Annotated in this window: 1 protein-coding gene; it reads right to left on the reverse strand. The window is 43.8% G+C overall.

Annotated elements, in window-relative coordinates; genetic code table 11:
* Positions 1 to 22: 22 nt before the first annotated feature.
* The gene (locus QOL76_RS04025; protein WP_283411738.1) at positions 23 to 26,890 is read right to left on the reverse strand and encodes a DUF7507 domain-containing protein; all 26,868 of its coding nucleotides are present in this window, start codon (positions 26,888 to 26,890) and stop codon (positions 23 to 25) included.
* Between the last annotated feature and the right edge of the window lie 72 nt (positions 26,891 to 26,962).

Raw genomic sequence — 26,962 nt, forward strand, 5'->3', positions numbered from 1 at the left:
AGTTACTCTTTGACTAGTGGATTTAATCCTTGATAACCTGGATCCATCCTTTGAATTCATGCTTGCCTCCATCCTTATCTACAGTATTTAAAATGTAGAAATAGGTTCCGGCGACTTGACCTGGGGCATCCCAATCATTTTGGTAATCTTCCGTCTCAAAGACATGATCACCATATCTATTGAAGATGACAATGTCGTTGCTCACAAACTTGCCAAGTCCCTGAATCACAAAGGTGTCATTATCACCATCCACATTAGTCGGTGTGATTACATTCGGAATATGGAATGGTAAGATTTCATTTACGTCATCATCTTGATTATCCATTTCGTCAGTATCTGTTTCACTTGAGCCAACTTCTGCTACGTTCGTAATGATACCTGCATCTCCTGCTTTCACTCTAATGCGAATTATAAGTTCTGCCTCTGCTGAGAATAATGGCATAGCCCAGGTGATTCTGCTTCCAGTGACCGAAGTGGTAACTTCAGCATTGCTACTATTGGCTATCACCTCAGAGCTCAGATAAGTTACGTTTTGAGGGAGATCATCAGTCAATAATACTTCAGTCGCGTCTACTCCACCGATGTTTCGGATGACTACTTCATATTCGAACTCATCACCTTCAAATATTTCTACATCGAAAGAAGTTTTCTCAACTGAGAGATTGACCTCATCATCTACTAAGTAGCAACGCAAACCATAATCGAAGTCGAAATTAGAAGGACTGTCTTGAGAAACAGTACCATACTGCACGATATCGGTAGTGACTTCACAAACCAACTTATTAATTTCATCCCGCTCAGTAAGTCTACCACTAGGATCTGGCAATACTTTCACCAATCCAGATGCACCTAACTTGAGGCCTTGAGCATCGAAAATAGGATCCGTTACCAAAGTCACCTCATATTCTCCGTATGGATCAGCCTGTGGCAACACGTGTTTCCAATTACCAAACTGACCTACAGTAGCCATAGCTTCGTAGCCATTTGGACCTTTGATGGAGATATTTTGACCAGCAGGGTTTCCAAAACCAGCTTTATTCAATTCACCTTCATTTTCAGGACCCTCATAGCTTCCGTCACCATTTAGATCAAACCACTCCCAATTAAAGATATTAATTGGAACTCCAGGGGTAATAACATTCTGGGTGACTTCATCGTCTCCATTGGCATCATACCATTCGTTTTGGATAGCATCTCCATTCAGATCGTACCACACATATCCACTTATAACCGGATTAAATGAAGGCCCATCACCTGTCTTGGCATATCTAAAGTCATTTGGACTATACACACATGCCTCAACTTTCACCTCAGCTGTATCTCCATCAACTGGTCTTAAGTTTTGGCTACTAAGAAGGTTCCCGTCCAGAACTTTAACAGTGTAATTTCCCTCAGCTACATTTCTGAAAATATACCTACCCGCACCGTTCGTTAATACAATCAAGGTGTCACCTTGAGTATCAGCATTCGGAATCAACACCACTGGGACATTTGGCAATGGTTCTCTTTCTATAACAGTAAAGATCTCCCCTGTCACCAATGTCTCACCATTACACAACAATGCTGTTTCTGCATCGTCTTCGTCTGTGAGATCTTCACCTCCATCTGGATCAGGTGCCGTCACATAAGCTGTATTGATAATCGTTTCACCTGCTGCGATATCTTCGGAAGTTACAGTGTATGAAGTTATAAGGAAAATAGATTCTCCCGGCGCTAAGCTGGTTAGCGTACTATCCAATCCAGTGAGCGGGTCAGTCACCTCGACATCTTCCAATGGCACATTTCCTGTATTTGTCACAGTCAAAGTATAAGTTATGACTTCGCCCACTACAATGACAGCCTCTTTATCGGCCTCTTTGACAATCTGGATTGCAGGCATCTTCACCACCGTAATAGTAGTACCATCTCCGCCATCGACTTCATTTCCGTCAGGATCTTTACCTGATGCAGACGCAAAATTGGTGATACTACCTGCTTCGATATCTTCCTGAGTAACTGTATAACTAGTCTCATAAGTCACTGATTCACCTGGAGCCAAAGTTGGTAGTATCTCTACCATTCCTGTCAAAGGATCAGTAATTAATACATCAGTCAAAGTTTCATTACCAGTATTGGTAATCACAATGGTATAAGGTATCACCTCCCCAACTTCAGAGTAAGTCTCAACTCCAGCCACTTTAACTACACTCAGACCTGGAGCATCCGTTCCCGGAACGATCACCGAATCCGTACCGTCAGTCTCACCACCATCAGGATCTGTTCCTGTTGCTGTCGCAATGTTGGTTACTTCTCCGTTGTCAACGTCTTCCTGAGTCACCGTGTAAGTGGTCGTCACCGTGGCTGATTCGCCTGGTGCCAATGTCCCTACATTTTCATCCAGTCCTGTTAACGGATCTGATACCGTTACATTCGTCAAGGTCACATTGCCGGTATTTGTCACCACAATGGTGTACGGAATCTCCTCACCTGCTTCTACGTAGGTTTCGACATTTGCTACTTTCTCCACTGTTAAGCTTGGGGCATCCGTTCCCGGAACGATCACCGAATCCGTACCGCCAGTCTCTCCTCCGTTTGGATCTGTTCCTGTTGCTGTTGCAATGTTTGTTACTTCTCCGTTGTCAACGTCTTCCTGAGTCACCGTATAAGTGGTCGTCACCGTGGCTGATTCGCCTGGTGCCAATGTCCCTACATTTTCATCCAGTCCAGTTAACGGATCTGATACCGTTACATTCGTCAAGGTCACATTGCCGGTATTTGTCACCACAATGGTGTACGGAATCTCCTCACCTGCTTCTACGTAGGTTTCGACATTTGCTACTTTCTCCACTGTTAAGCTTGGGGCATCCGTTCCCGGAACGATCACCGAATCCGTACCGTCAGTCTCACCGCCATCAGGATCTGTTCCTGTTGCTGTCGCAATGTTGGTTACTGCTCCGTTGTCAACGTCTTCCTGAGTCACCGTGTAAGTGGTCGTCACCGTGGCTGATTCGCCTGGTGCCAATGTCCCTACATTTTCATCCAGTCCAGTTAACGGATCTGATACCGTTACATTCGTCAAGGTCACATTGCCGGTATTTGTCACCACAATGGTGTACGGAATCTCCTCACCTGCTTCTACGTAGGTTTCGACATTTGCTACTTTCTCCACTGTTAAGCTTGGGGCATCCGTTCCCGGAACGATCACCGAATCCGTACCGCCAGTCTCTCCTCCGTCTGGATCTGTTCCTGTTGCTGTTGCAATGTTTGTTACTTCTCCGTTGTCAACGTCTTCCTGAGTCACCGTGTAAGTGGTCGTCACCGTGGCTGATTCGCCTGGGGCCAATGTCCCTACATTTTCATCCAGTCCTGTCAACGGATCTGTTACCGTTACATTCGTCAAGGTCTCATTGCCGGTATTTGTCACCACAATGGTGTATGGAATCTCATCTCCTACTTCTACGTAGGTTTCAACGTTTGCTACTTTCTCCACTGTTAAGCTTGGTGCATCCGTTCCCGGAACGATCACCGAATCCGTACCGTCAGTCTCACCACCATCAGGATCTGTTCCTGTTGCTGTTGCAATGTTTGTTACTTCTCCGTTGTCAACGTCTTCCTGAGTCACCGTGTAAGTGGTCGTCACCGTGGCTGATTCGCCTGGGGCCAATGTCCCTACATTTTCATCCAGTCCTGTCAACGGATCTGTTACCGTTACATTAGTCAAGGTCTCATTGCCGGTATTTGTCACCACAATGGTGTATGGAATCTCGTCTCCTGCTTCTACGTAGGTTTCGACATTTGCTACTTTCTCCACTGTTAAGCTTGGAGCATCCGTTCCCGGAACGATCACCGAATCCGTACCGTCAGTCTCTCCTCCGTCTGGATCTGTTCCTGTTGCTGTCGCAATGTTGGTTACTTCTCCGTTGTCAACGTCTTCCTGAGTCACCGTGTAAGTGGTCGTCACCGTGGCTGATTCGCCTGGGGCCAATGTCCCTACATTTTCATCCAGTCCTGTCAACGGATCTGTTACCGTTACGCTTGATAAGGTCACATTACCGGTATTCGTCACCACAATGGTGTATGGAATCTCGTCTCCTGCTTTTACGTAGGTTTCGACATTTGCTACTTTCTCCACTGTTAAGCTTGGAGCATCCGTTCCCGGAACGATCACCGAATCCGTACCGTCAGTCTCTCCTCCGTCTGGATCTGTTCCTGTTGCTGTCGCAATGTTGGTTACTGCTCCGTTGTCAACGTCTTCCTGAGTCACCGTGTAAGTGGTCGTCACCGTGGCTGATTCGCCTGGGGCCAATGTCCCTACATTTTCATCCAGTCCTGTCAACGGATCTGTTACCGTTACATTCGTCAAGGTCTCATTGCCGGTATTTGTCACCACAATGGTGTATGGAATCTCGTCTCCTGCTTCTACGTAGGTTTCGACATTTGCTACTTTCTCCACTGTTAAGCTTGGAGCATCCGTTCCCGGAACGATCACCGAATCCGTACCGTCAGTCTCACCGCCATCAGGATCTGTTCCTGTTGCTGTCGCAATGTTGGTTACTTCTCCGTTGTCAACGTCTTCCTGAGTCACCGTGTAAGTGGTCGTCACCGTGGCTGATTCGCCTGGAGCAAGCGTTCCTACATTTTCATCCAGTCCAGTTAATGGATCTGTTACCGTCACGTTTGTTAAGGTCACGTTTCCGGTATTCGTCACCACAATGGTGTACGGAATCTCCTCACCTGCTTCTACGTAAGTTTCGACGTTTGCTACTTTCTCCACTGTTAAGCTTGGTGTATTAACAGCATTTACTAGCGCCTCATCTTTATCATCCACTGTTTCCATTTCTGGGTCAGACCCCACCACATAGGCCACATTTAGGAAACTTCCATTATCTATATCATTCTGTGTCACCGTATAGTTTGTGGTGGTAGTAAATGAATCTCCAGGAGCAAGGGTTCCAAAGTTCTCAGTGTATCCAGTTAAAGGATCGGAAACTTTCACTGCTGTCAATGTAACATTACCAGTATTTGTAATTACCAGAGTAAAAGGTATCACATCCCCTGGCTCATCATAGGAGGTCACATTGGTTGATTTCTCGATATCTATTTCCGGATCCTGAACTCCATCTATTGTAGTTCCATCTCCTCCATCAACCTGACCTCCGTCTGGATCTGTACCTGTTGCTGTTGCGAGGTTGGTGATGCTACCATTGTCAATATCCTCCTGAGTGACGGTGTAGTCCGTTGATATTGTCACCGATTCTCCAGGCTCCAATGTGCCCTCATTTCTGGAATACCCAGTAAGGTTATCATCAACCATAACGTTTGTCAATGTGACATTACCAGTGTTAGTCACCACAATGGTGTATGGGATCACTTCCCCTACTTCATCGTATGTACTGAGGTTAGCCACTTTCACTACACTCAATGCGGGAGATTGAGTACCTTGAACTAAAGCATCATCTGTGTCATTCACTCTTCTAATTATCGGCGTTCTTCCCTCTGCTGTCACGGTATTCAACACTTCCCCATTGTCCACATCTTCCTGAGTCACAGTATAAGTGGTTGAGAATGTCTGGGATTCTGATGGTTCCAATGTGTCTATCTCCACCTCCATACCAGTTAGCGGATCTTCAACCGTTACATCTGTAAGGGTCACGTTGCCTGTATTGGTCACCACAACGGTGTAAGTCAATATATCCCCTTCCTTATTGTACTCATCAGTAGTTGCTGTTTTCTCAACAGAGATTTCCCCTCTTCTTTGACCCAATACCACCGCTCGGTCATTGTCTCTCAATATTCTGCCAGCAGGGGTTGTGCCTTCTGCGGTAGCATTATTAACTATCCTACCCATGTCCAACTGTTCCTGAGTGGTTGTGAGGACAGTTGTTCTTTCTAGGCTTTGTCCCGGTGTCAGCACTGGTATCACTGCATCCAAGCCCGTCAGCGGATCTTGCACGTGGACATTCGTAAGCGTCACATTGCCTGTATTGGTAAGAGTCAGCGTATAAGTAATCTCATCCCCAGCTTCATCAAAGAGATTCGGGGTCGCCCTCTTAGTAATCTCCAGACCGGAAGCTCTCCTAGCTACTACGGTAGCCTCATCCTGATCAGATACAGCTTTCTCATTAATATCTACAGCTGACACACTTGCCGTATTGGTGAAGAAGCCGTTGTCAAGATCATCCTGAGTCACATCTCTACTTAGGTTGTACGTGAGAGATTCTCCTACCCCAAGGGAAGCCACTGTAATTGGTTCATCCAATACTAGTGGATCGGAGATCACTACATCGTAAAGCTCCAGATTCCCCACGTTGCTCACTACGATTTCATAATCGATCGTCTCCCCAGCTTCGTCATAAGTAAGCGGTGTTGCAGTTTTCTGTATTTCTATGCCCGGCTCTCCATCGGCAAAAACCCTGACCTTGTCATCATCTTCCACGGTGGAATTATCCGGCGCAATTCCTTCAACCAACACGGTATTCAGCACGTTTCCATTTTCCAGGTCCTGCTGTACTATCGTGTAGCTTGTGGTGAAGTTCAATACCTGACCTGGTGCCATGATATCTATGTTCTCAGAATAACCTGTTAATGGATCTTCAAGAGTTACTCCAGTCAAGGTTACATTGCCCGTATTGGTCACTACTATCGAATAGACAATATTCTGGCCCACTGTATCGAATATTCTAGGTGCGGCAGTTTTTGTTACCTGAATTGCTGCCGCTTGAAGGGCAAGAACAGTCACATCATCCTCATCTTCAACTTCATCTTCGGCAGGAGTAAATCCGCGTACGGTGGCCGAATTGTATACCTTTCCGGCATCTAACTCTTCCTGGCTGATTGTGTAGGTTTCCGTAAGAGTGGCTGTTTCCATTGGGGCGAGTTCCCCTACATTCTCACTCAAACCGGTCAACGGATCTATCACCGTTACTTCGGTAAGCGTAACATTCCCAGTATTGGTCACCAACAAGGTATAGGTAATCACATCGCCTACTTCATCATAACTGGTTACATCCGCAGACTTGTCAAGATCTATCTCACCTCGCTGATCCGCTGTAATAATTACCTCGTCCTCATCTTCAACTTCCTCTTCCTCAGGGTCAACACCTGTGGCGATAGCATTATTTATCAACTCACCGTTGTCGACATCTTCTTGGGTAATCGTGTAGCTGGTCACGACTGTCACGGATTCTCCCGGTGCCAAAGTGCCAGTACCCACTGTCTCATCCAATCCGGTCATCGGATCTTCTACCGTCACACCAGTCAAGGTCACATTACCTGTATTGGTCACAATCAACTCATAATTGATTACGTCACCGGCTGCGTCATAGGTCTGAACGTCGGCAGATTTCACCACTTCAATCGAAGGATCCTGTATCGCTTCAATGGTAGTCCCATCTCCACCATCTATTATGTTTTCGTCAGGATCAGTACCGGTCGCTGTCGCAAAATTGTCTCTGCTGCCATTGTCCATATCGTCCTGGGTAATGGTGTATGTGGACGTCAATGTCACCGATTCCCCTGGAGCAAGTGTGCCCACATTCTCTTCTAAGTCTGTCAATGGATCTTCTACCGTCACATCGCTCAGGGTCACATTTCCGCTATTGGTCACCACTAGGGAGTAAGTGATCTCATCACCCGCTTCTACATAGGTAGGCTGTCCGGCAGTTTTCTCCACTGTTAGCGACGGGGTTTTGATTCCCGGAACAATCTCCTCTGCCTCTGCATCCACTTGGGTGTTTTCCGGGTCTGTACCGGTCACGGTCGCACGGTTGGTCACTTCTCCAAGATCCACATCTTCTTGAGTCACCGTATAATTCGTCGTCACCGTGATGGATTCTCCAGGTGCCATGGTGCCGAAGTTTCTGGTCAAGCCCGTGAGGTCATCTGCTCCGTTGACATTAGTTAAGGTTACGTTACCCGTATTGGTTACAACCAAAGTATATGGGATCACATCTCCAGCTTCGTCGTACTCGGTAACGTTCGCATCCTTGGTCAGGCTAATTGATGGCTCCTGAGTTCCGTCCACATCAACTCCATCTTCCCCGTCTGTCTCTCCACCATCAGGGTCTGTGCCAGTCGCTGTTGCAATGTTGGAAACTGTTCCTGAATCCAGATCATCCTGAGTAACGATGTAAGTTGTTTCGATTAATACAGATTCACCTGGAATTAATGTGCCTACGTTTTGATCCAATTCAGTTAATGGGTCAGTCACTGTGACATTTGTCAAGGTTACATTGCCGGTATTTTCCACAGTAATGGTGTAATTCAGCTCATCACCAACTTCTACGTAGGTAGTTTCCTGAACAGTCTTCACAACTTCAATTTCAGGATTTTTAATACCATCTATAGTCAGATCATCTGTACTATCTACCTCATTTTCTTCTGGATCAAGCCCCACTACATTTGCAGTATTTTCGATAAATCCTCTATCTACATCTGCCTGAGTGACGGTGTAGCTGACAGATATCGTAGCTGTCTCGCCCGGTGCCAACGTACCAAAGTCTCTGCTAGAACCTGTTTTAGGATCACTGGCGACTACATTGTCTAATGACACATTTCCGTCATTGGTTACCAAAACAGTATAGTTGATCACATCCCCTGCTTCATCGTATTCCTCCACATCTGCTGATTTTACGAGCACAATCGATGGTTCCTGAATAGCCTTGATTACCGCTGTGTCCGCATCAAAAATATTTACATTTTTAGGAGTAGTCCCTCTAGTGCCTGCTATGTTAATGTACTGTCCATTGTCGAGATCTACCTGAGTTATTGTATGAGTCGTTTCAAAGGATTCTACATCCCCTGGAGCCATAGTGGTAATAACTTCATCAAGGCCTGTTCTCGGATCTTTGACCAATACATTACTTAAGGTTACATTTCCAGTATTTGTCACTGTGATGGTGTAATTAGCCTCCTGATTTACTTCAGTATAGGTAGAGATATCTGCAGATTTTTCAATCTCAATCTGTCCATTCTGAATAGCTATAACTTCCTCATCGTCCTCTGCTTCAACTATTCTGCTAGCTGGTGTAACACCTGTCGCTGTAGCCGTATTGACATACAAGCCTGCATCTACATCTTCTTGACTGATCGTGTAAGCGGTAGAAAGAGTCTCTGACTGTCCTGGCTCAAGTGTGCCCACATTTGCAGTAAAATCAGTATTTGGATCAGTGACAGTTACATTGGTCAAAGTCACATTTCCTGTATTCGTCACCACCAATGTGTAAGGAATGACATCCCCTTCAGAATCGTAAGTTTTCACATTTGCCGTTTTCACTAGGGAAATAGCTCCATTTCGTAGTGCAACTACCACCGCATTGTCCGTCACCAATATCTCGCGCCCCTTAGGTGTAGTCCCTGTAGCAGAAGCTGTATTGCTGACAAATCCTGCATTCATATCTGCCTGCGTAATCGTGTAATTCTCAGTGTAGGTTCTGCTTGCTCCAGGAGCCAAACTACCCACAGCTACTTCCATTTCCGTCAGCGGATCAGATACAGTAACATCACTTAGGGTCACATTACCACGGTTTCTGATCACAATAGTATAGGTAATCTCATCCCCTGCTTCTCTGTATAGTCTTGGACTAGGAGTCTTGTCTATTGTCAGAGATCCTGCGGTCAATGCTGTGACTTTCGCATCATCTTCATCAGTCACAGTCTCACCATTACTTGCCTGACCAGATACAGAAGCAATATTTGTGATGCTTCCATTATCCATGTCTAATTGGGTAACCGTATAGCTGGTATTTCTGATGGCAATATTACCAGGAGCTAGTGTCCCCACATTCTCCGTATAGCCTGTCAAATCATCAGTAATGACAACATCTTCAATGGTCAAGTTACCAACATTGGTGACTGTCAACGTATAAGTAATCACCTGACCTGCTAATCCATATACTATCGGAGAAGCTGTCTTAATTATCTCAATACCTGGAGTACCTCTTCTAAACACTATGACATCATCCGTGTCAGTTAGTGTTTCATTAGTTGGAGTTTCTGCAGTTACAGTGGCTGTATTTACTAATCTTCCACCATCTACATCTTCCTGTGTGATGGTATAGGTTGGATTGAAAGTAATGCTTTCTCCAGGCAATAGCGGCCCAAAATCCTCATCCACTTCCAGTCTGCTATCTACAAGGTTAAGGTTAGTCAAAGTCAGATTACCAGTATTAGTCACTGTTAAAGTGTAAATAATCACATCGTCTGGTGCATCAAAGATTCTAGGCGTAGCTGTTTTTGTCAATTGAACAGCACCACTCTGCAAAGCAACCACCTCCACAGCATCCTCATCAGTCACATTCGGTCCTGTAGGAGGAGTGCCAACTACATTAGCATCATTGGTCACAGACCCATTATCTACATCTTCCTGCTCAATGGTGTAAGTAGTAGTATACACCATAACTTCATTCGGAGCTAGGTTCGGAATCACCTCTTCCATCCCAGTGAGTGGATCCGTAACGATGACATTGGTCAAAGTCACATTACCCGTATTGGTCACTGTCACGGTGTAAGTAATCACATCATCTGCAGCATCATATGATGCTACATCTGCCACTTTCTCAATTAGTATCGCAGGGCTTTGCTCAGCGATGACTGTCACCATGTCCTCATCCGTAACCACAGCTGGATTTGGGGAAGTAGCCGTTACGCTGGCAGTGTTGTCTCTTTGTCCACTATCCACATCGTCTTGAGTCACGGTATAGTTTCTGCGAATTGTCACAGATTCACCCGGAGCCAAACTTGCATAAGTCTCATCCAATCCTGTAAGCGGATCCGTAACCTGAGCGTTTGTCAACGTTACATTGCCAATATTCTTGATAACTATCGTATATCTAATGACATCACCTGCCTCATCATAGGTAGAAACATTGGCGGTTTTGGTCAATTGTATTGCTCCTTCCTGAATAGCAATTACAGTCACATCATCACTATCCTCAACCTCCAAACCATTCGGGTCCAGGGCGGTAACAGTAGCAGTATTGTCTATTTGCCCTGCATCTACATCCGCTTGAGTCACAGTGTATGGGAATTCTTTGGACAGACTGGCTCCAGGAGCTAAAGTCACAATAGGTTCATCCGCACCTGTCAAAGGATCTGTGACTTGTAGTGTATTCAGCGTAACATTTCCAGTATTGGTAATAGTCACGGTGTAAATAATCACTTCTCCAGCCTCAGAATATTCGGCTTTATCCGCCTCTTTGACCAAGTCAATTTCAGGTGTTTGATCAGCTTCCACAGTGACAGAATCATCATCTTCTACGATTTCACCTTTAGGAGTTGTACCAGTAGCAGTGGCAGTATTATCCACTTGTCCCACATCCAAATCTCCCTGATCTACTGTATAAACTGCCGTATAGGTCCTAGATTCTCCAGGTGCCAAAGTCTGAATTGTTTCAGTCAAACCAGTCAAAGGATCAGTAACTTCTACATTAGTCAGCGTGACATTTCCTGTATTTTCAACTAGGATAGTATAAGTAATCTCATCATTAACTGCATCGTAAGTAGCTACATCTGCAGTCTTAGTAACAGTGATCTCTCCATTTTGAATCGCGGTGACTAACTCATCGTCAGAATCAGTTACAGTTCGATCAGCCGGAGTAGTACCTCTCACCGTAGCCGTATTTGGCAATTCTCCATTATCCAGATCTTCCTGAGCAATGGTGTAAGTAGTAATAAAGTCTACAGACTCTTCAGGAGCCAAACTTTCTACAGTTACGCTATATTCTGTAAGCGGATCTGTGATTACCACATCCGTCAAGGTCACGTTTCCTGTATTCGTGGCTGTGAGTGTATAGGTAATTACATCTCCAACAGCATCATAAGTCGTAACATCCGCTTCTTTAGTAAGCGATATATTCGCTGATCTTCTCGCCAATACAACAGCATTGTCCGTATCAGAGACGGTATTGCCAGGAGGCGTTGTACCTGAAACAGTAGCTACATTGACGATCAATCCATCATCCACATTTTGTTGGGTGACGGTGTAAGAAACAGTATATACCTCAGAGTCGCCTGGAGCCATCGTCGGAATAGTCTCCGTAGTCTCTGTCAGAGGATCTGTTACTTCTACATTGGTCAAAGTTACATTTCCTGTATTTGTGACAGTCAACCTATATTCGATCACTTCATCTGCGGCATTATAGAATCTCTGAAGTGGTGTTTTGTCTATGGTAATTGCACCTGATCTTTTCGATAAAACACGTGCATTATCAGAGTCAGTTACTGTTCTGTCAGTCGGCGTCAGACCGGTTGCAGTAGCTGTATTAAGTACCAATGCTGCATCAACATCATCTTGATCCACGATATATGAAGTAGTATTCGTAGCACTTTCTCCAGGTATTAATGTTCCAACCTCCCATTCTAGACTTGTCAGAGGATCGGTAACTACCACATCAGTCAAGGTCACATTACCTTCATTGGTGACAACAATAGTATAAGTCAACTCATCTCCCGATTCATCAAAGGTCAGTTGATTTGCTTTTTTATGTATTCCAATTGCCCCAGATCTCAATCCTTGTACACTGGCATTGTCAGTATCATTTACAACTCTTAAATCTGGATCTGTTCCTCTTACAGAAGCTGTATTGACAATCACACCATTATCCAGGTCCTCCTGAGTGGCTGTATAGGTAGTCGTGATGGTAGAACTTTCGCCTGGTGCCAAAGTCCCCAGATTTTCATCAGTGTCAGTAAGTTCATCTAGAATGGTGACATTATTCAATGTCTCATTTCCAATGTTAGTGACTGTGAGTGTGTACGTAATCACTTCACCAGCTTGGTCAAAAGTATTCGGTGATGCAGTTTTCGTGATTTCAATTGCAGGTGTTCCGATCACATAAACCCTTGCATTATCCGTATCCTCTACTTCCTCACCTTCAGGAGTAATTCCAGTAGCCCTTGCTGTATTGACCAGATTTGTATTATCTACGTCTTCCTGAGTCAACGTATAAGTGGTCGTGAATGTCTGGCTCTCACCAGGCGCCATGGTGTCAATTGTCTCATTGAAGCCAGTCAAAGGATCAGTTACTTCCACATCTTCCAATGTCACATTTCCAACGTTAGTCACCACTATCGTATAAGTGATCACTTGCCCGTCTTCATTGAAGAATTTAGGATTGGAGGTTTTCTTCACTTCAATTGCACCATTCTGGATAGCGATGATTTGTTCATTGTCACTATCCTCCACCTCATCATCATAAGGGGTTGTTCCTGTTGCTGTAGCTACGTTATTTACAAAGCCAGTATCTACTTCCTCTTGACTTACGGTATAAGTGGTCGTGAATTGCTCAGAATCACCTGGCGCTAGAGTTGGAACAATTTCAGATAGACCAGTCAAAGGATCTATGACTTCCACATCAGTTAAGGTAACATTACCCACATTGGTCACTTCCAGTGTATAGGTGATTATTTGATTTGCGGCGGTATAGATTTTTGGCGAAGCCACTTTATTAATCTCTATACCTGCAATCTGATTTGCTTTGGAAGTCACTTCATCATCGTCAGTCACTTCCTCATCATTCGGATCAGTTCCGACTACATTTGCTACGTTTAGTATTTCTCCTACATCTACATCAGCTTGAGTTACGGTGTAGCTAGTTTGTCCTTCCTTACTTTCATTTGGAGCAAAAGATCCTGCATTGTAAGCAAGCCCTGTCAACGGATCAGTCACCGTTACATCAGTCAAAGTGACATTACCCGTGTTGGTCACTTTCAAGGTATAGAAAATCACATCTCCAGCAGCATCATAGGTAGTTTGCGCTGTAGTTTTCACTATTTCTATTTGCGAAAGCTGAATACCTTCAATCGTCAGATCATCGGCATCAATGACTTGTGAATTCTGAGGAGAGGTGCCTTGAGCAGTTGCTTGATTGTAAATAGAACCATTATTTACATCTTGCTGAGTCACAGTGTAGTTTCCTTTCACATCAGCAGATTCACCAGGAGCCAAAGTCCCAACGTTAGTATTGACTGGAATCAACGGATCATTCACAGTAACATCTTCTAGCGTGACATTTCCTGTATTTGTCACTGTCATGGTGTAGCGAATCACATCTCCAGCAGCATCGTAATCCGACACATTTGCAGATTTCTCGATGGTAATTTCCGGATCTAACAACGCTGTTACCGTTTCATCATCCTCATCTTGAGCCAAACTATTGTCTGGAGCAGTACCTGAAACTCTTGCGGTGTTGTCCACGGCACCTGCGTCCACATCTGCCTGAGTAATTGTGTATCGTGTAGTACCTGTTTGGATTTGACCTGGAACGAACGTACCTAGATTTCTATCCAAAGAAGTCAATGGATCTTTCACGGTCACATTTTCCAGTGTAACGTTTCCTGTATTTTCTACTACCAACGAATAAGTAATCACTTCTCCAGGAGTTTCGTACGTGCTAGGACTTGCAGTTTTCGTGATACTGATCAATGGACTTTGTACCCCGATCACTGTCACTTCATCGATATCCTGAACCTGGCTGCCATCCGGAGCATATCCTCGGGCACCAGCCTGGTTGAATACCGTTCCATTATCCATGTCTTCCTGAGTCACAGTATAAGTCTCTGTAAACACTTTGGATTCTCCCGGGTCAAGAGAGTCGATAAATCCACTCAATCCGGTAAGGTTATCTATTCCATAAATTCTGGAAAGTGTCACATTACCTGTATTGGTCACGGTAATGGTATAAGTAATCACTTCTCCAGCTTCAGAATAGGTAGCCCTATCTGCTACTTTTACTAATTCTATAGCTGGTGTCTGCACACCTGTTACGGTTACTGAATCATCATCTTCAACGATCTGATCCGTAGGAGTGCTACCTGTGGCAGTGGCAGTATTGTCCACTTGTCCAGCATCTAGATCGTCCTGATCTACCGTGTAAACTACCGTATAAGTTCTTGTTTCTCCTGGTGCTAAAGTGGCTACATTTTCAGACAAATCTGTCAGAGGATCTGAAACTTCCACATCTGTCAAAGTGACGTTTCCAGTATTTTCTACCGTCACGGTATAGGTAATCTCATCTCCCACCTCATCGTAGCTAGTCACATCAGCAGACTTAGTCAAGTTGATCTCACCTGATTGAATAGCCGTAACCAATTCATCGTCGGAATCTGTAACCGCCCTGTTGGCAGGTGACTGTCCTGTCACACTTGCTGTATTTGGCAAGTTGCCATTATCCAGATCCTCCTGTGTGATGGTATAGGTAGTGGTGAAAGTCTGTGTTTCTGCTGGCGCAAAAGTGTCTATCGTCTCACTAAACTCTGTCAATGGATCCGTTACTTCGACATCCGTCAAGGTTACATTTCCTGTATTTGTAACAGTTAAGGTATAAGTAATAATATCCCCTACTTCGTCATAGGTCGTTACATTTGCCTCTTTGCTGATCTCAATAGCAGCAGCTCTTCTTGCCAGAACTATTGCATTGTCTGTATCAGAAACATTCCTGTCTGCTGGTGTTGTCCCTGAGACAGTAGCCACATTAAGTATAGTTCCTCTATCCACATCGGCTTGGGTCACTGTGTAGGAAACAATGTATGTTTCTACCGCATCAGGTGCCATGCTCGGAATAATGATACTGAAGCCAGTTAGTGGATCCGTCACCTCCACATTTGTCAGCGTCACATTCCCTGTATTGGTAATGGTAAGTTCGTATTCTATCTCTTCACCAGCTTCGCTATAGGTCCTTTGAAGTGGTGTTTTATCTATAGAAATTGATCCTGCTCTCTTAGAAATCACTCGTGCATTATCCTGATCGGTTACTACTCTTCCCGAAGGAGTATTTCCAGTAACTGTAGCTTCATTGTATACTAAAGCGGCATCGATATCGTCTTGATTAGTGATGTAAGAAGTCTGCTCAACTTCAATTTGCCCTGGAATCATTTCACCTATATCCCAAGTAAGGCCAGTAAGCGGATCAGTCACTTGTACATCTGTCAAAGTCACATTTCCGGTATTGGTTACCGTGATCGTGTACGTCAGCTCATCTCCCGCATTGTCAAAAGTTAATTGATCGGCAGTTTTATCAATGCTGATTGCTCCTGCACGTAAACCTTGTACTTGTGCATCATCTGTCGCAGTTACGACTTCCAAATCAGGATCCAGACTGGTTACTGTAGCAGTATTTATTACAAATCCCTGATCCAGGTCATCCTGAGTCACATCGTAGGTAACTTGAATGGATGTGCTTTCCTCCGGTGCCAAGGTGCCAACATTTTCATCTGTATCAGTAAGTGGATCAGTGATCGTCACATCAGTCAGTGTCTCATTCCCGATGTTTGTCACTTCTATCGTATAGGTGATAGTCTGGCCCGCTTCATCGAATGTAAGTGGCGAGGCTGTTTTCTCTATTTCGATGGCTGGACTGCCAAATACATAGACAATAGCCCGATCGCTATCAGTGACAGTGTCACCAGAAGGAGCCTGCCCTGTCGCAGTAGCTGTATTTACCAGTGTGGTATTGTCCACATCCGCTTGACTCAATGCATAGGTAGTCGTGTAAGTCCGGCTCTCTCCTGGAGCCATCTCACCGATCAATTCATCGAAATTAGTCAATGGATCTTCCACCTCCACATCACTCAAAGTCACATTACCCACGTTTGTTACTACTATCGTATAAGTAATCACTTCGCCAGCGGCGTTGAAGAACTTAGGATTAGAAGTTTTGATCACTTGTATGGCAGCGCTTTGCTGGCCAGTGACCAACTCGTTATCTGTATCCGAAACATCAACTCCTTGAGTGGTTTGACCAGCTGCGCTCGCGGTGTTTGGAATACTGCCGTTGTCAAGATCCTCCTGAGTGGTGGTGTAAGTTGTGATATAGGTTTCTACCTGACCTGGAATCATCAGCACGATCACTTCCTCCAAACCGGTCAACGGATCAATTACACTTACATTTTCCAGTGTTAGATTTCCGGTGTTTTCTACCTCAACCGTATAAGTAATGACAACCCCAGGTGCGCTGAATTCTTTAGGATCTGCAGTTTTTGTGATTGTTATTTCACCATTTTGAAGCGCCTGAATCAACACATCATCAGTATCGTTCACCTGATCATCATTTGGATCTAAACCACTGGCAGAAGCTGTGTTGGAAATAGAACCATTGTCTATATCATCTTGAGTTATGGTGATCGGTGTATCGTAGCTGGCGCTTTCGCCTGGAGCCAAAGTTCCAACTTCCTCATCCAATCCAGTCAGAGGATCGATTACCGTCACATCCGACAAGGTCACATTCCCGGTATTCGTCACTACCACCGTGTAGGTTACAATCTCGCCTGGGGTATCGTAGGTTGCTTTATCTGAAGTTTTTACTATCTCTATCGAAGGTGTCTGAATAGCCTCTACCAGCTCATCATCTGAATCGGTCACTAACGGAATACCGCTAGAAGCTGGAGGAACCGCTTGAACCGAGGCTGTATTTGGCACAGAACCGGTATCCAAATCATTCTGATCTACTGTATAAGTGGTCGTAAAGACTTCTGAGTCTCCCGGTGCAAAATCAGTAAATTCTTCATCCATTCCTGTCAATGGATCTGTAACGACCACGTCTGTCAAGGTCACATTCCCTGTGTTTGTGACGGTCACCTGATAGGTAATTTCTTCACCATTTTCGGCATAACTAGTCGTGATGGCTGTTTTATCTATGGAAATAGAAGGCGCTTCAATCGCTGGAACAGTCACTTCGTTGGTGGTCGCATTTACATCCCCATCATTAGTATCCTGACCAAGGGCTGAAGCCTGATTGGTATAAGAACCTGCATCGATATCTTCCTGCACGACCACATGCTCTGCGGTGACAATCGCACTTTTTCCTGGAGCCAAAGTAGCTATTGGGCTACCTCCGGTAATGATAGCCTTAGGATCTGTCACGACTATGTTTGATAAAGTGACATTTCCCGTGTTAGTGACCACAATTGAATAAGTAATCACATCACCAACCGCTGAATATCGGGTAGTCGGAGATCGCTTAGTAGCGATCATGGATGGGGACTGAATTGCTGGCACGATTACCTCTTCGGTAGTCGCATCTACATTTCCATTATTCGTGTCTTTGCCTTGGGCTGTCGCCTGGTTAGCATAGAATCCTGCGTCCAAATCAGCCTGAGTTACGACATGCTCTGCAGTGATGGTCGCTGTTTCTGTTGGCGCCAAAGTCAACACTGGATTTCCTGAGGTAATCACAGCTTTTGGTTCGGTCACTGTGACATTTGACAGGGTCACATTTCCTGTGTTTTCAACCACAATAGTGTATTCTATCACATCTCCTACCTCATCGTAATCTGCAGTAGAACTTGCTTTTGTAGCGGTCAGGGAAGGATTCTGAACCGCATTAAGGGTTACCTTATTGGTAGTGGTAGAAATTGGAACACCTGTTTTCAAATTACCATCAGCCGTCGCCTGATTGGTGTAAGATCCTGCATCCAAATCGGCCTGCGTGACAATATGCTGAGCTGTTACTGTAGCTGTTGTTTGAGCAACTACAATTGGAATTGGATTTTCGCTGGTAATTTCTGCTTTAGGATCATTGATCTCCATATTATAGAAGGAGACGTTACCAGTATTATTAATCAGAATCTCATAATTGATCACTTCACCGACAAAAGAATAGGTGCTTTGCGGAGAAGATTTAGAGGAAGAAATAAATGGATTTTGAACCCCTGTAATTCTTTCCAAATCCGAATCAGAAACTGTATTTCCATTAAAATCCAGCCCTTCAGCAGTTGCTGTATTGTCTATTTTGGAATTATCTACGTCATCTTGGGTGACCGTATATGTGACCTCATAGCTCACTTCATCTCCTGGGGAGAAAACCTCCACTGTTTCTGATAATCCTGTCAATGGGTCAGTTACTTCCATATCAAATACAGTAATATTTCCTGTATTAGTCACGACGATGGTGTAATCTAAAACCTCACCCGCATTGATGTAGCTGTTTTGAGTTACTGATTTATCAATTGTTATCTGAGGATTCTGAGCACCATTCAGGTTTTCAGTGTCATCATCCTGAACAGTGTTTCCTAACAAATCCTGCCCTGTAGCATCTGCCGTATTTTCAATGATTCCCCGATCGACATCTTCCTGAGTCACTGTGTATGTTTCAGAGTATTCGCGACTTTCGCCAGGCTCCAACACATCAATAGTTGTACTCAAGAAGGTTTTTGAATCAGAAACTGTGATATCATAAACGGAGACATTTCCGATATTCTCAACTGTAATATCATAATGCAATACCTGCCCAACTTCGGTGTAACCACTTTCCTGAACTGATTTGGTCACTTCCAGCCTTGGGTTCTGAACCGCCGGTACGATTTCCTCACCTTCTGCTGGAGCTAGATTTCCACCAGCAGGAGTACCTGTAGCTGAAGCTGTATTTTTAAACTCACCAACATTTATGTCATTTTGATCTACGGTATACTGCGCTACGAAAACCCACGTCTCTCCCACGTCCAATGCATTGTCTGCATCTTTGTCGCCGCTTCTATAGGTAGGCCCTGTTGCTACAAACGGATCAGTGATGCTCACATCGGTGATGGTTACATTTCCGGTATTTTTCAGTTCCAAGGTATAATTCAATATATCACCTGGACTATTGTAATTATTTGGTGTAGTAGTGCTTGTCTTGGTCAAAAGCCAATCCGGATTCTGCACCGCGCCTGTGGTTTCACTATCAGTCAAATCCGGAATGTTGCCACCTGCCGGTTTGCCTTTAGCAGTTGCAGTATTGGTAAATGAACCATTATCAATATCCTGCTGAGAAATGACATGAGTCGCTACATAAATCCAAGTCTCTCCCACATCCAATACATCGTCATCGTCCTGATCACCTGACACATAAATAGGCCCAGTGGTTGCATCAGGATCTTGAAGATTAATATTACCAATAGATACATTCCCCGTATTGGCTAACGTAATGCTATAATTTAATACCTCTCCTACTGATGAATATGTGTTTGGATTATTGATACCACGCTTATCCAAAGTCCAACTTGGGCTTTGAATACTTGGCACAGATTCATCAGCAGATGATTGTATTGAACCACCTCCTGCTAACTGGCCTTGGGCGCGTGCGGTATTATCAAAACTACCCTTATCTACATCTTCTTGGGTAGTCGTATAAGATGCTTCATAAACCCAAGTTTCGTCTACATTTAGGACACCATCTCCATCATCACCGCTGATATATGTTGGGCCGGTGTTCACATTTAGGTCAATTACTTGTAAAAGAGCTACAGTAACATTGCCTGAATTGGTCACGGTAATCTCGTAGTTAATATCTACTCCCGGAGCATCGAACTCTGTGATATCAGCATCTTTAGTAACAGTAAGCTCAGGCTCTCTATTTGCAAAAATATTCACAGCTCCTCCGGCAGAAACTATCTGACCTAAATAATCAGTCCCAGTGGCACTAGCCGTATTTAAGATGCTTCCTCGATCAATATCTGCCTGAGTAATAGTATAGGTGAATGTAAATGTTACTGATTCGTTTGGAGCCAATTCAGGAATGACCTCTTCATAATCTGTAAAATTGTCTATGACATCTGTTTCAAAAACAGTCAGATTTCCTGTGTTGGTTACTACTATAGAATAGTGTAATATATCTCCAGGAGAACTATAAGTAGTTTCTTCTACTGTTTTCTCAAGTTTCAATCTTGGATTTCTGGCACCAGTCACCTCTTCATCCGCTTGAGCAGAAACGGGATTATCGTAGTAATCAACACCTGCTGCAGTAACCGTATTAGTTACTTTTCCTACATCCAAATCATCCTGAGTTACAGAATAAGATTGGGTAAGTACAATTGTTTCTCCTGGTGCGATGCTAGGCTCCGTCTGGGTAAGTCCTGTAAGCGGATCTTCAATTTGTACATCAAAAATGGTGACGTTACCGGTATTTCTCACCACAATATTGTAGTCAATTACATCACCTTCAGATTTGTATCCACCTTGAACTGCTTCTTTTTCTGTGGTCAACTGAGGCGTTTGAACCCCATTAATATTCTCAGTATCTGAGGCAGTGAGCGTTTCATTAGAAGTATTTTGCCCTGTAGCTGTCGCGGTGTTGGTAATAAATCCTATGTCAACATTCTCTTGCGTGACAGTATATGTTTCGTTAAAAGTTTGGCTTTCTCCTGAAGCCAAATTAATTGTTTCATTCAAGCCTGTTAATGGATCAGTAACCACTACATTACTTAGATCATCATTCCCAGTATTTCGGACTACGATCGTATAGTGAAGTACCTCGCCATCTTCACTGTAGCCAAATTCTTCGACATTCTTATATATACGTAATCCACTATGTGGACCACCTCCATCGGTGGTTGTATCTGTATCTGAAATATCATTGTTATCAGGAGTCTTTCCTGAAGCAGTTGCAGAGTTCACTACTATTCCATTTGCCACATCGTCAGCAGTCACCGTATAGGAAGTGGTCACCGTAACTGATTCTCCTGGTGCCAAATCCCCGACGTTTTCATCCAAACCAGTTAATGGATCAGTAACATTGATATCAGTGATGGTAACATTCCCCGTATTTGTGATCACAATAGAATAAGTAATTACTTCACCCTCTACCAAATCACCTGTTTTATCAGAAGATTTATTGACTGTCAATTCCGGGTTTTGGGCAGAGTTGACCACTTCGGAACCATCATCTTGCACCGAATTTCCATCTGTATTAGTGCCAGAGGCAGAAGCCGTGTTTTCTATAGATCCATTATCTATATCGTCTTGGGTAACGGTATAAGTTGTAGTGTAGGTAACTACTTCATCTGGAAGTAATGTATCAATTTCCTCAGTCATTCCTGTAAGAGGATCTATGACTGTTATATTATTAATCGTAGAATTACCAGTGTTTGCAACTACGATAGTATAAGTGATTTCTTCCCCCGCTTCATAATACCCAGACTTATCTGCTGTTTTAAGAACAGTTAGCTCATCAGATTCAGCACCATTAGTAGTCTGAGAATCCACGTCTGTCACATCTTCTCCATTAGGATCCTCTCCAGTGACTGTGACATTATTCTCTACAGTTCCAGAATCTATATCCTCTTGGGTAACTGTATAGGAGGTAGTGATATCAATGGACTCTCCTGGGGCCATGGTATCAATCGTCTGATCTAAACCCGTTAATGGATCACTAATCACCACTGGCGCTAAAGTAACATTCCCAGTATTGCTGACAGTTATAGTGTACTCAAGTACATCTCCTGCCTCTACATAGCCTTCACTGTTCAGTGTTTTTTCTACACTGATGGAAGGTTTTTGATCGGCAATTGAAGAAGCCGAATCGCTATCTTCTACCTCTTCTCCATTGGGTCCTGATCCGGAAGTTGAAGCTGTATTTTCAATCGAACCATTATCTATATCCTCTTGTGTAATAGTGACAGTTCCTGTGTAGGTAACTTCTTCACCAGGTTCTAGTGAAATGCCACTTTCATCCAAGCCAATTAAATCATCCTCTACCGCTATATCGCTCAGACTTAAATTACCTGAGTTTCTAACTGTAATCGTATAGGTCAAAACGATGCCAGTATCATCGTAGGACACTTTATCTACAGATTTATTAAGTGAAATTTCCGGATTTTGTATGGCATCAATAGTATTGGTATCTGTGGCATCCGGCAAATCAAGTCCACCGGCTGGAGTTCCACTTGCATCCACAGTATTAGACACACTTCCGTTATTAATATCGTCTTGCGTAACCGTGTATTCTGCAGTAAAAACCCACGTTTCGTCAGGATCAAGCTTACCATTGGAATTACTATCTCCCGATACATATGTAGGGTCTGAAGTCAATGGATCCTCTACGGTAATATCTGAAATAGAAACATTTCCTGTATTCTCTAATTCAAATGTGTAGGTGATTTCCTCCCCCGCATTTGTGTAGGTATCAGTTGAAGGCGTTTTGGTTATTTCCCATTCTGCTATTTGATTAGCAGGAACAGTCTCATCATCTGAAATATCGGGCAAATTGCCACCTAACGAAATCCCATTGGCACCAGCTGTATTGGTGTGACTACCATTATCCAGATCATCTTGTGTGACGATGTAGCTAGCAGTATAAGTCCAGGTTTCGCCCACATCAAGGACTTGATCATTATCCAAATCTCCGGAGGTATAAACTGGTGGATTCGTAGCACCTACATCAAAAACATCTACACTTTTGATCGATACATTACCTGTATTTGTAATGACGATATCGTAAAAAATCTCCTCTCCAGCCTGAGTATATTCTTTTGGATTATTAGTAGCCGTCTTCTCCATATTCCAGCTTGGAAGCTGAATGGCATCAACGGTTACTTCATCCGTTTCATCCTGAAGTGTTCCCGCTGCAGAATCACCGGTGGCGGTCACTTCATTCGTATAACTACCATTGTCAATATCTTCCTGGGTGACGATATAGGTGGCAGTGTAAGTCCAAGTTTCACCTACATCCAGAATCCCATCTTCGTCTTCATCTCCCGTTTCATACGTAGGGCCGGAGGTAGCAGTCGGATCTTCGACCACAGGATTATTAATGGTAATGTTGCCCGTATTTTCCAAGACTATGGTATAGGTCAATTCATCCCCAACATTGGTATAATCTGTTTGAGATGTAGATTTATTAACCTCCATTTTTGGAGTCTGGGAAGCTTTGATAGTTTCCGAGTCGCTTAAACTGAAAGTTTTCCCATCAGGAGTAGTTGCAGTAGCAGTAGCGGTGTTTTCCAAAGTTCCTCGATCGACATCTTCCTGGGTGACCACATAAGTAAGCTCAAATGAAATTGTTTCACCAGGTTGGAATTCAGAAAAAATATCCGAAGTCCCCACTTTTGGATCGCTCACGACCACATCAGTAAGCGTTACGTTACCTGTGTTGACAATTTCTAGCGTGTAGTGTAGTTCATCTCCCGCTTCGTCATAACCGCTTTCTTCCACAGTTTTTGAAATGGAGAATTTTGGATTTTGGCTGCCGACGATGGATGCATCGTCTGTCGCATCCTCCAAATCTCCACCAGCAGGAGTTCCACTGGCTGTTACCACATTGGTGAATTCACCGGCATTTAAATCATCCTGATCAATGATATGGGTAGCCGTATAAGTCCATGTTTCGCCAACTTCTAATACACCGTCACCATCATCACCAGAAACATAATCAGGCCCCGAAGTAGCCTGAGGGTCACTCACGACTACATCACTGATAGAAACGTTTCCAGTATTCGATAAAACTATATCATAAGTCAGTTCGTCTCCGATTTCCCCATATCCTCCTTCATTGACAGATTTGGAAATGGTCCATTTCGGTGTCTGAGTAGCAGGCACGGACTCGCTATCATCTATATCGTCCAATTCTCCACCCGCAGGATCTCCTGTTGCTGAAGCAGTATTCTCAAATGAACCATTGTCCACATCTTCTTGGGTCACGGTATATTCAGCTGAGAAAGTCCAAGTTTCCCCAACATCTAGTTTTTGATCGTTGTTCTGATCTCCAGACAGATAATTAGGCCCAGCTGTGGCCTGCGGATCTGTAACTACCACGTTGTCAATAGTCACATTTCCAGTGTTTGCTACAACGATCGTATATGAGATCTTATCACCAGGCTTAGCATAAGTGGTGGTAGTAGCCGTTTTAGAAATGGTCCATTCGGGAGTTTGCACAGCAGGAACCGTTTCTCCATCCGTAGCGGGATCCAATGTGCCAGATGGTGGATTTCCATTTGCAGTGGCGGAATTGGTGAATTCTCCAGCATCCACATCGGACTGAGTGACTGTATAAGAGGCTGTAAAAACCCATGCTTCGTTAGGGTCAATTTCCGAATCTCCATCCGTATCCCCTGATTCGTAGATTGGTCCTGAGCTGGCTTGAGGATCTGTAACATTTACACCACTTATAGAAACGTTTCCTGTATTTTCTATTACAATAGAATAGGTGAGTTCGTCCCCAGCATTCAAATATTCGGGTTCGTTTGCTGTTTTGGTCAAAGTCCAGGATGGATTTTGAATTGCTGGCACAGAAGCCTGACCCGAGGCATCAGGTATAGTTCCTGTCGTTAAATCCGCAGAAGCGGTAGCCTGGTTTTCATAGGAGCCATTATCAAGATCTTCTTGAGTTACCGTATGCGTTGCTGTATATTCCCAGGTTTCACCCACTTCCAAAACTCCATCTCCGTCATCTCCTGCCACATAACTAGGATCAGAATCCGCTCCAGGGTCACTTACTGTAGGATTCAGGATAGAAACATTTCCTGTATTTGCTATAGAAATGGTATACGTAAGCACATCTCCTACCTCGTCAAAATCAGATGTCTCGGTAGTTTTACTCAAGGTCCATGAAGGATTTTGAGTTGCATTGACGGTAGTACTCCCAGTCGCACTGTCCAGAGACCCGTCTATAGGATCTCCACTTACACTGGCATTATTTGTAACGCTACCGTTGTCAATATCTTCTTGAGAAACTTCATAGGTGGCAGTGTAAGTCCAGCTTTCTCCAACTTCCAGTACATTATCGCCATCATCACCAGAATCATAGGTTGGACCAGAAGTCACAGTTTCATCAGTCACTTGTACATTTGAAATGGAAACATTTCCTGTGTTGGTGATTACAATGGTGAAATCAAGTTGATCATCCGGGTTCGCGTAAGTACTGGAACTGCTTTTAGTCAGAGTCCAGCTTGGATTGGAAACTGGTGAAGTAATTTCCTCAGCAGAATTATTCCCGCTGTCAGGATCATTTTCATTGCTGTCCGTTATAGAAGTTTCATTTTGATAGTCTGCACCGGAGATTGGCTCCAACACTTTTGCAGTAATCTGCAAAGTAGCTGATGCATTCAAAGCTAAATCCCCAACTGTCCAAACACCATTGCCATCGTCATAACTTCCTTGCGAAGCATTTTCCGAAACATACTCATATCCACTAGGTAGCTGGTCTTCTACAGTCATTCCCGTGGAAGGTGAAGGGCCATTATTGGTCACTGTAATCGTGAAAGTAACTTGGCTTCCTACATCCGGTGTACCGTTATTTACCGATTTGGCTATTTGTAGATCCGTCTGCGGAACAGGAGTTAGCGTAATAGAACTTTGATTATCCTCATTGTTGGGATCATATTGATCACTTGAGGCTGTCGCTGTGTTCTCATAGTTCCCCGATCCATTGACCAAAACAGTTATCTCAATACTCTCAGAGGCATTAACAGCCAGACTTCCCACATTCCAATTTCCCGAAGCAGGGTCATAGTTTCCACCGCTGTTATCACTTATATAAGTGTAACCACTCCTCAACTGATCTTTGACTACTACATTTTCGGCATCATAGCCACCATTATTGATCACCTCTACAGTAAATACAACTTGATCACCGGCATTTGGAATTAAGTTGTTTACCGACTTATCTATTGCTAGATCAGCAATAAAAACTGGTGTAATTGTAATCTCTGCTGAATTATCATCTACCACTAGATCTTCTTCTTCGCTAGAAGCACTTGCTTCCACTAGGTAGTCATTGGTGTCTGTCACCTCTGCGGTAATAATTAGCGATTGTGATTCGTCCACATCTAAGGCTCCAACCGTCCATACTCCAGAAACTGAATTGTAGGAACCAGCACCATTGTCTGATTGATAACTATACCCACTAGGAAGCAGCGAAGTGACTTCAACCGAATTAGCTAAGTCAGGCCCCTGATTTAATACTGTAATAGTAAAAGAAACACTACTGCCAATGAATGGACTGGAATTGCTTACCTGAAGTGTCAACTCAAGATCAGTAGGTGCAAAAGTTTCTTTAGCTAATGCGCTATTGCCCCAATTATCATGGCTGACACCGCCTTGGGCAGGTGATACAAATGCGCATAAAATAAATAAAAGTAAAACTCCAAAATTGAAGTTAACTCTCAAATCTTGAACATTAATGTTTCTATAAAATCTCAGTGGAGATGAGTAAATTTTTTGCATATGAAAAATTGTTTTACAAAAAAAGCATATTAAAAATCCCTAAAGAATTAAAGGAATTTGAACATCGGTATA

Origin of the sequence: Algoriphagus winogradskyi, from assembly GCF_900182815.1 — a bacterium.
Taxonomy (GTDB): domain Bacteria; phylum Bacteroidota; class Bacteroidia; order Cytophagales; family Cyclobacteriaceae; genus Algoriphagus; species Algoriphagus winogradskyi.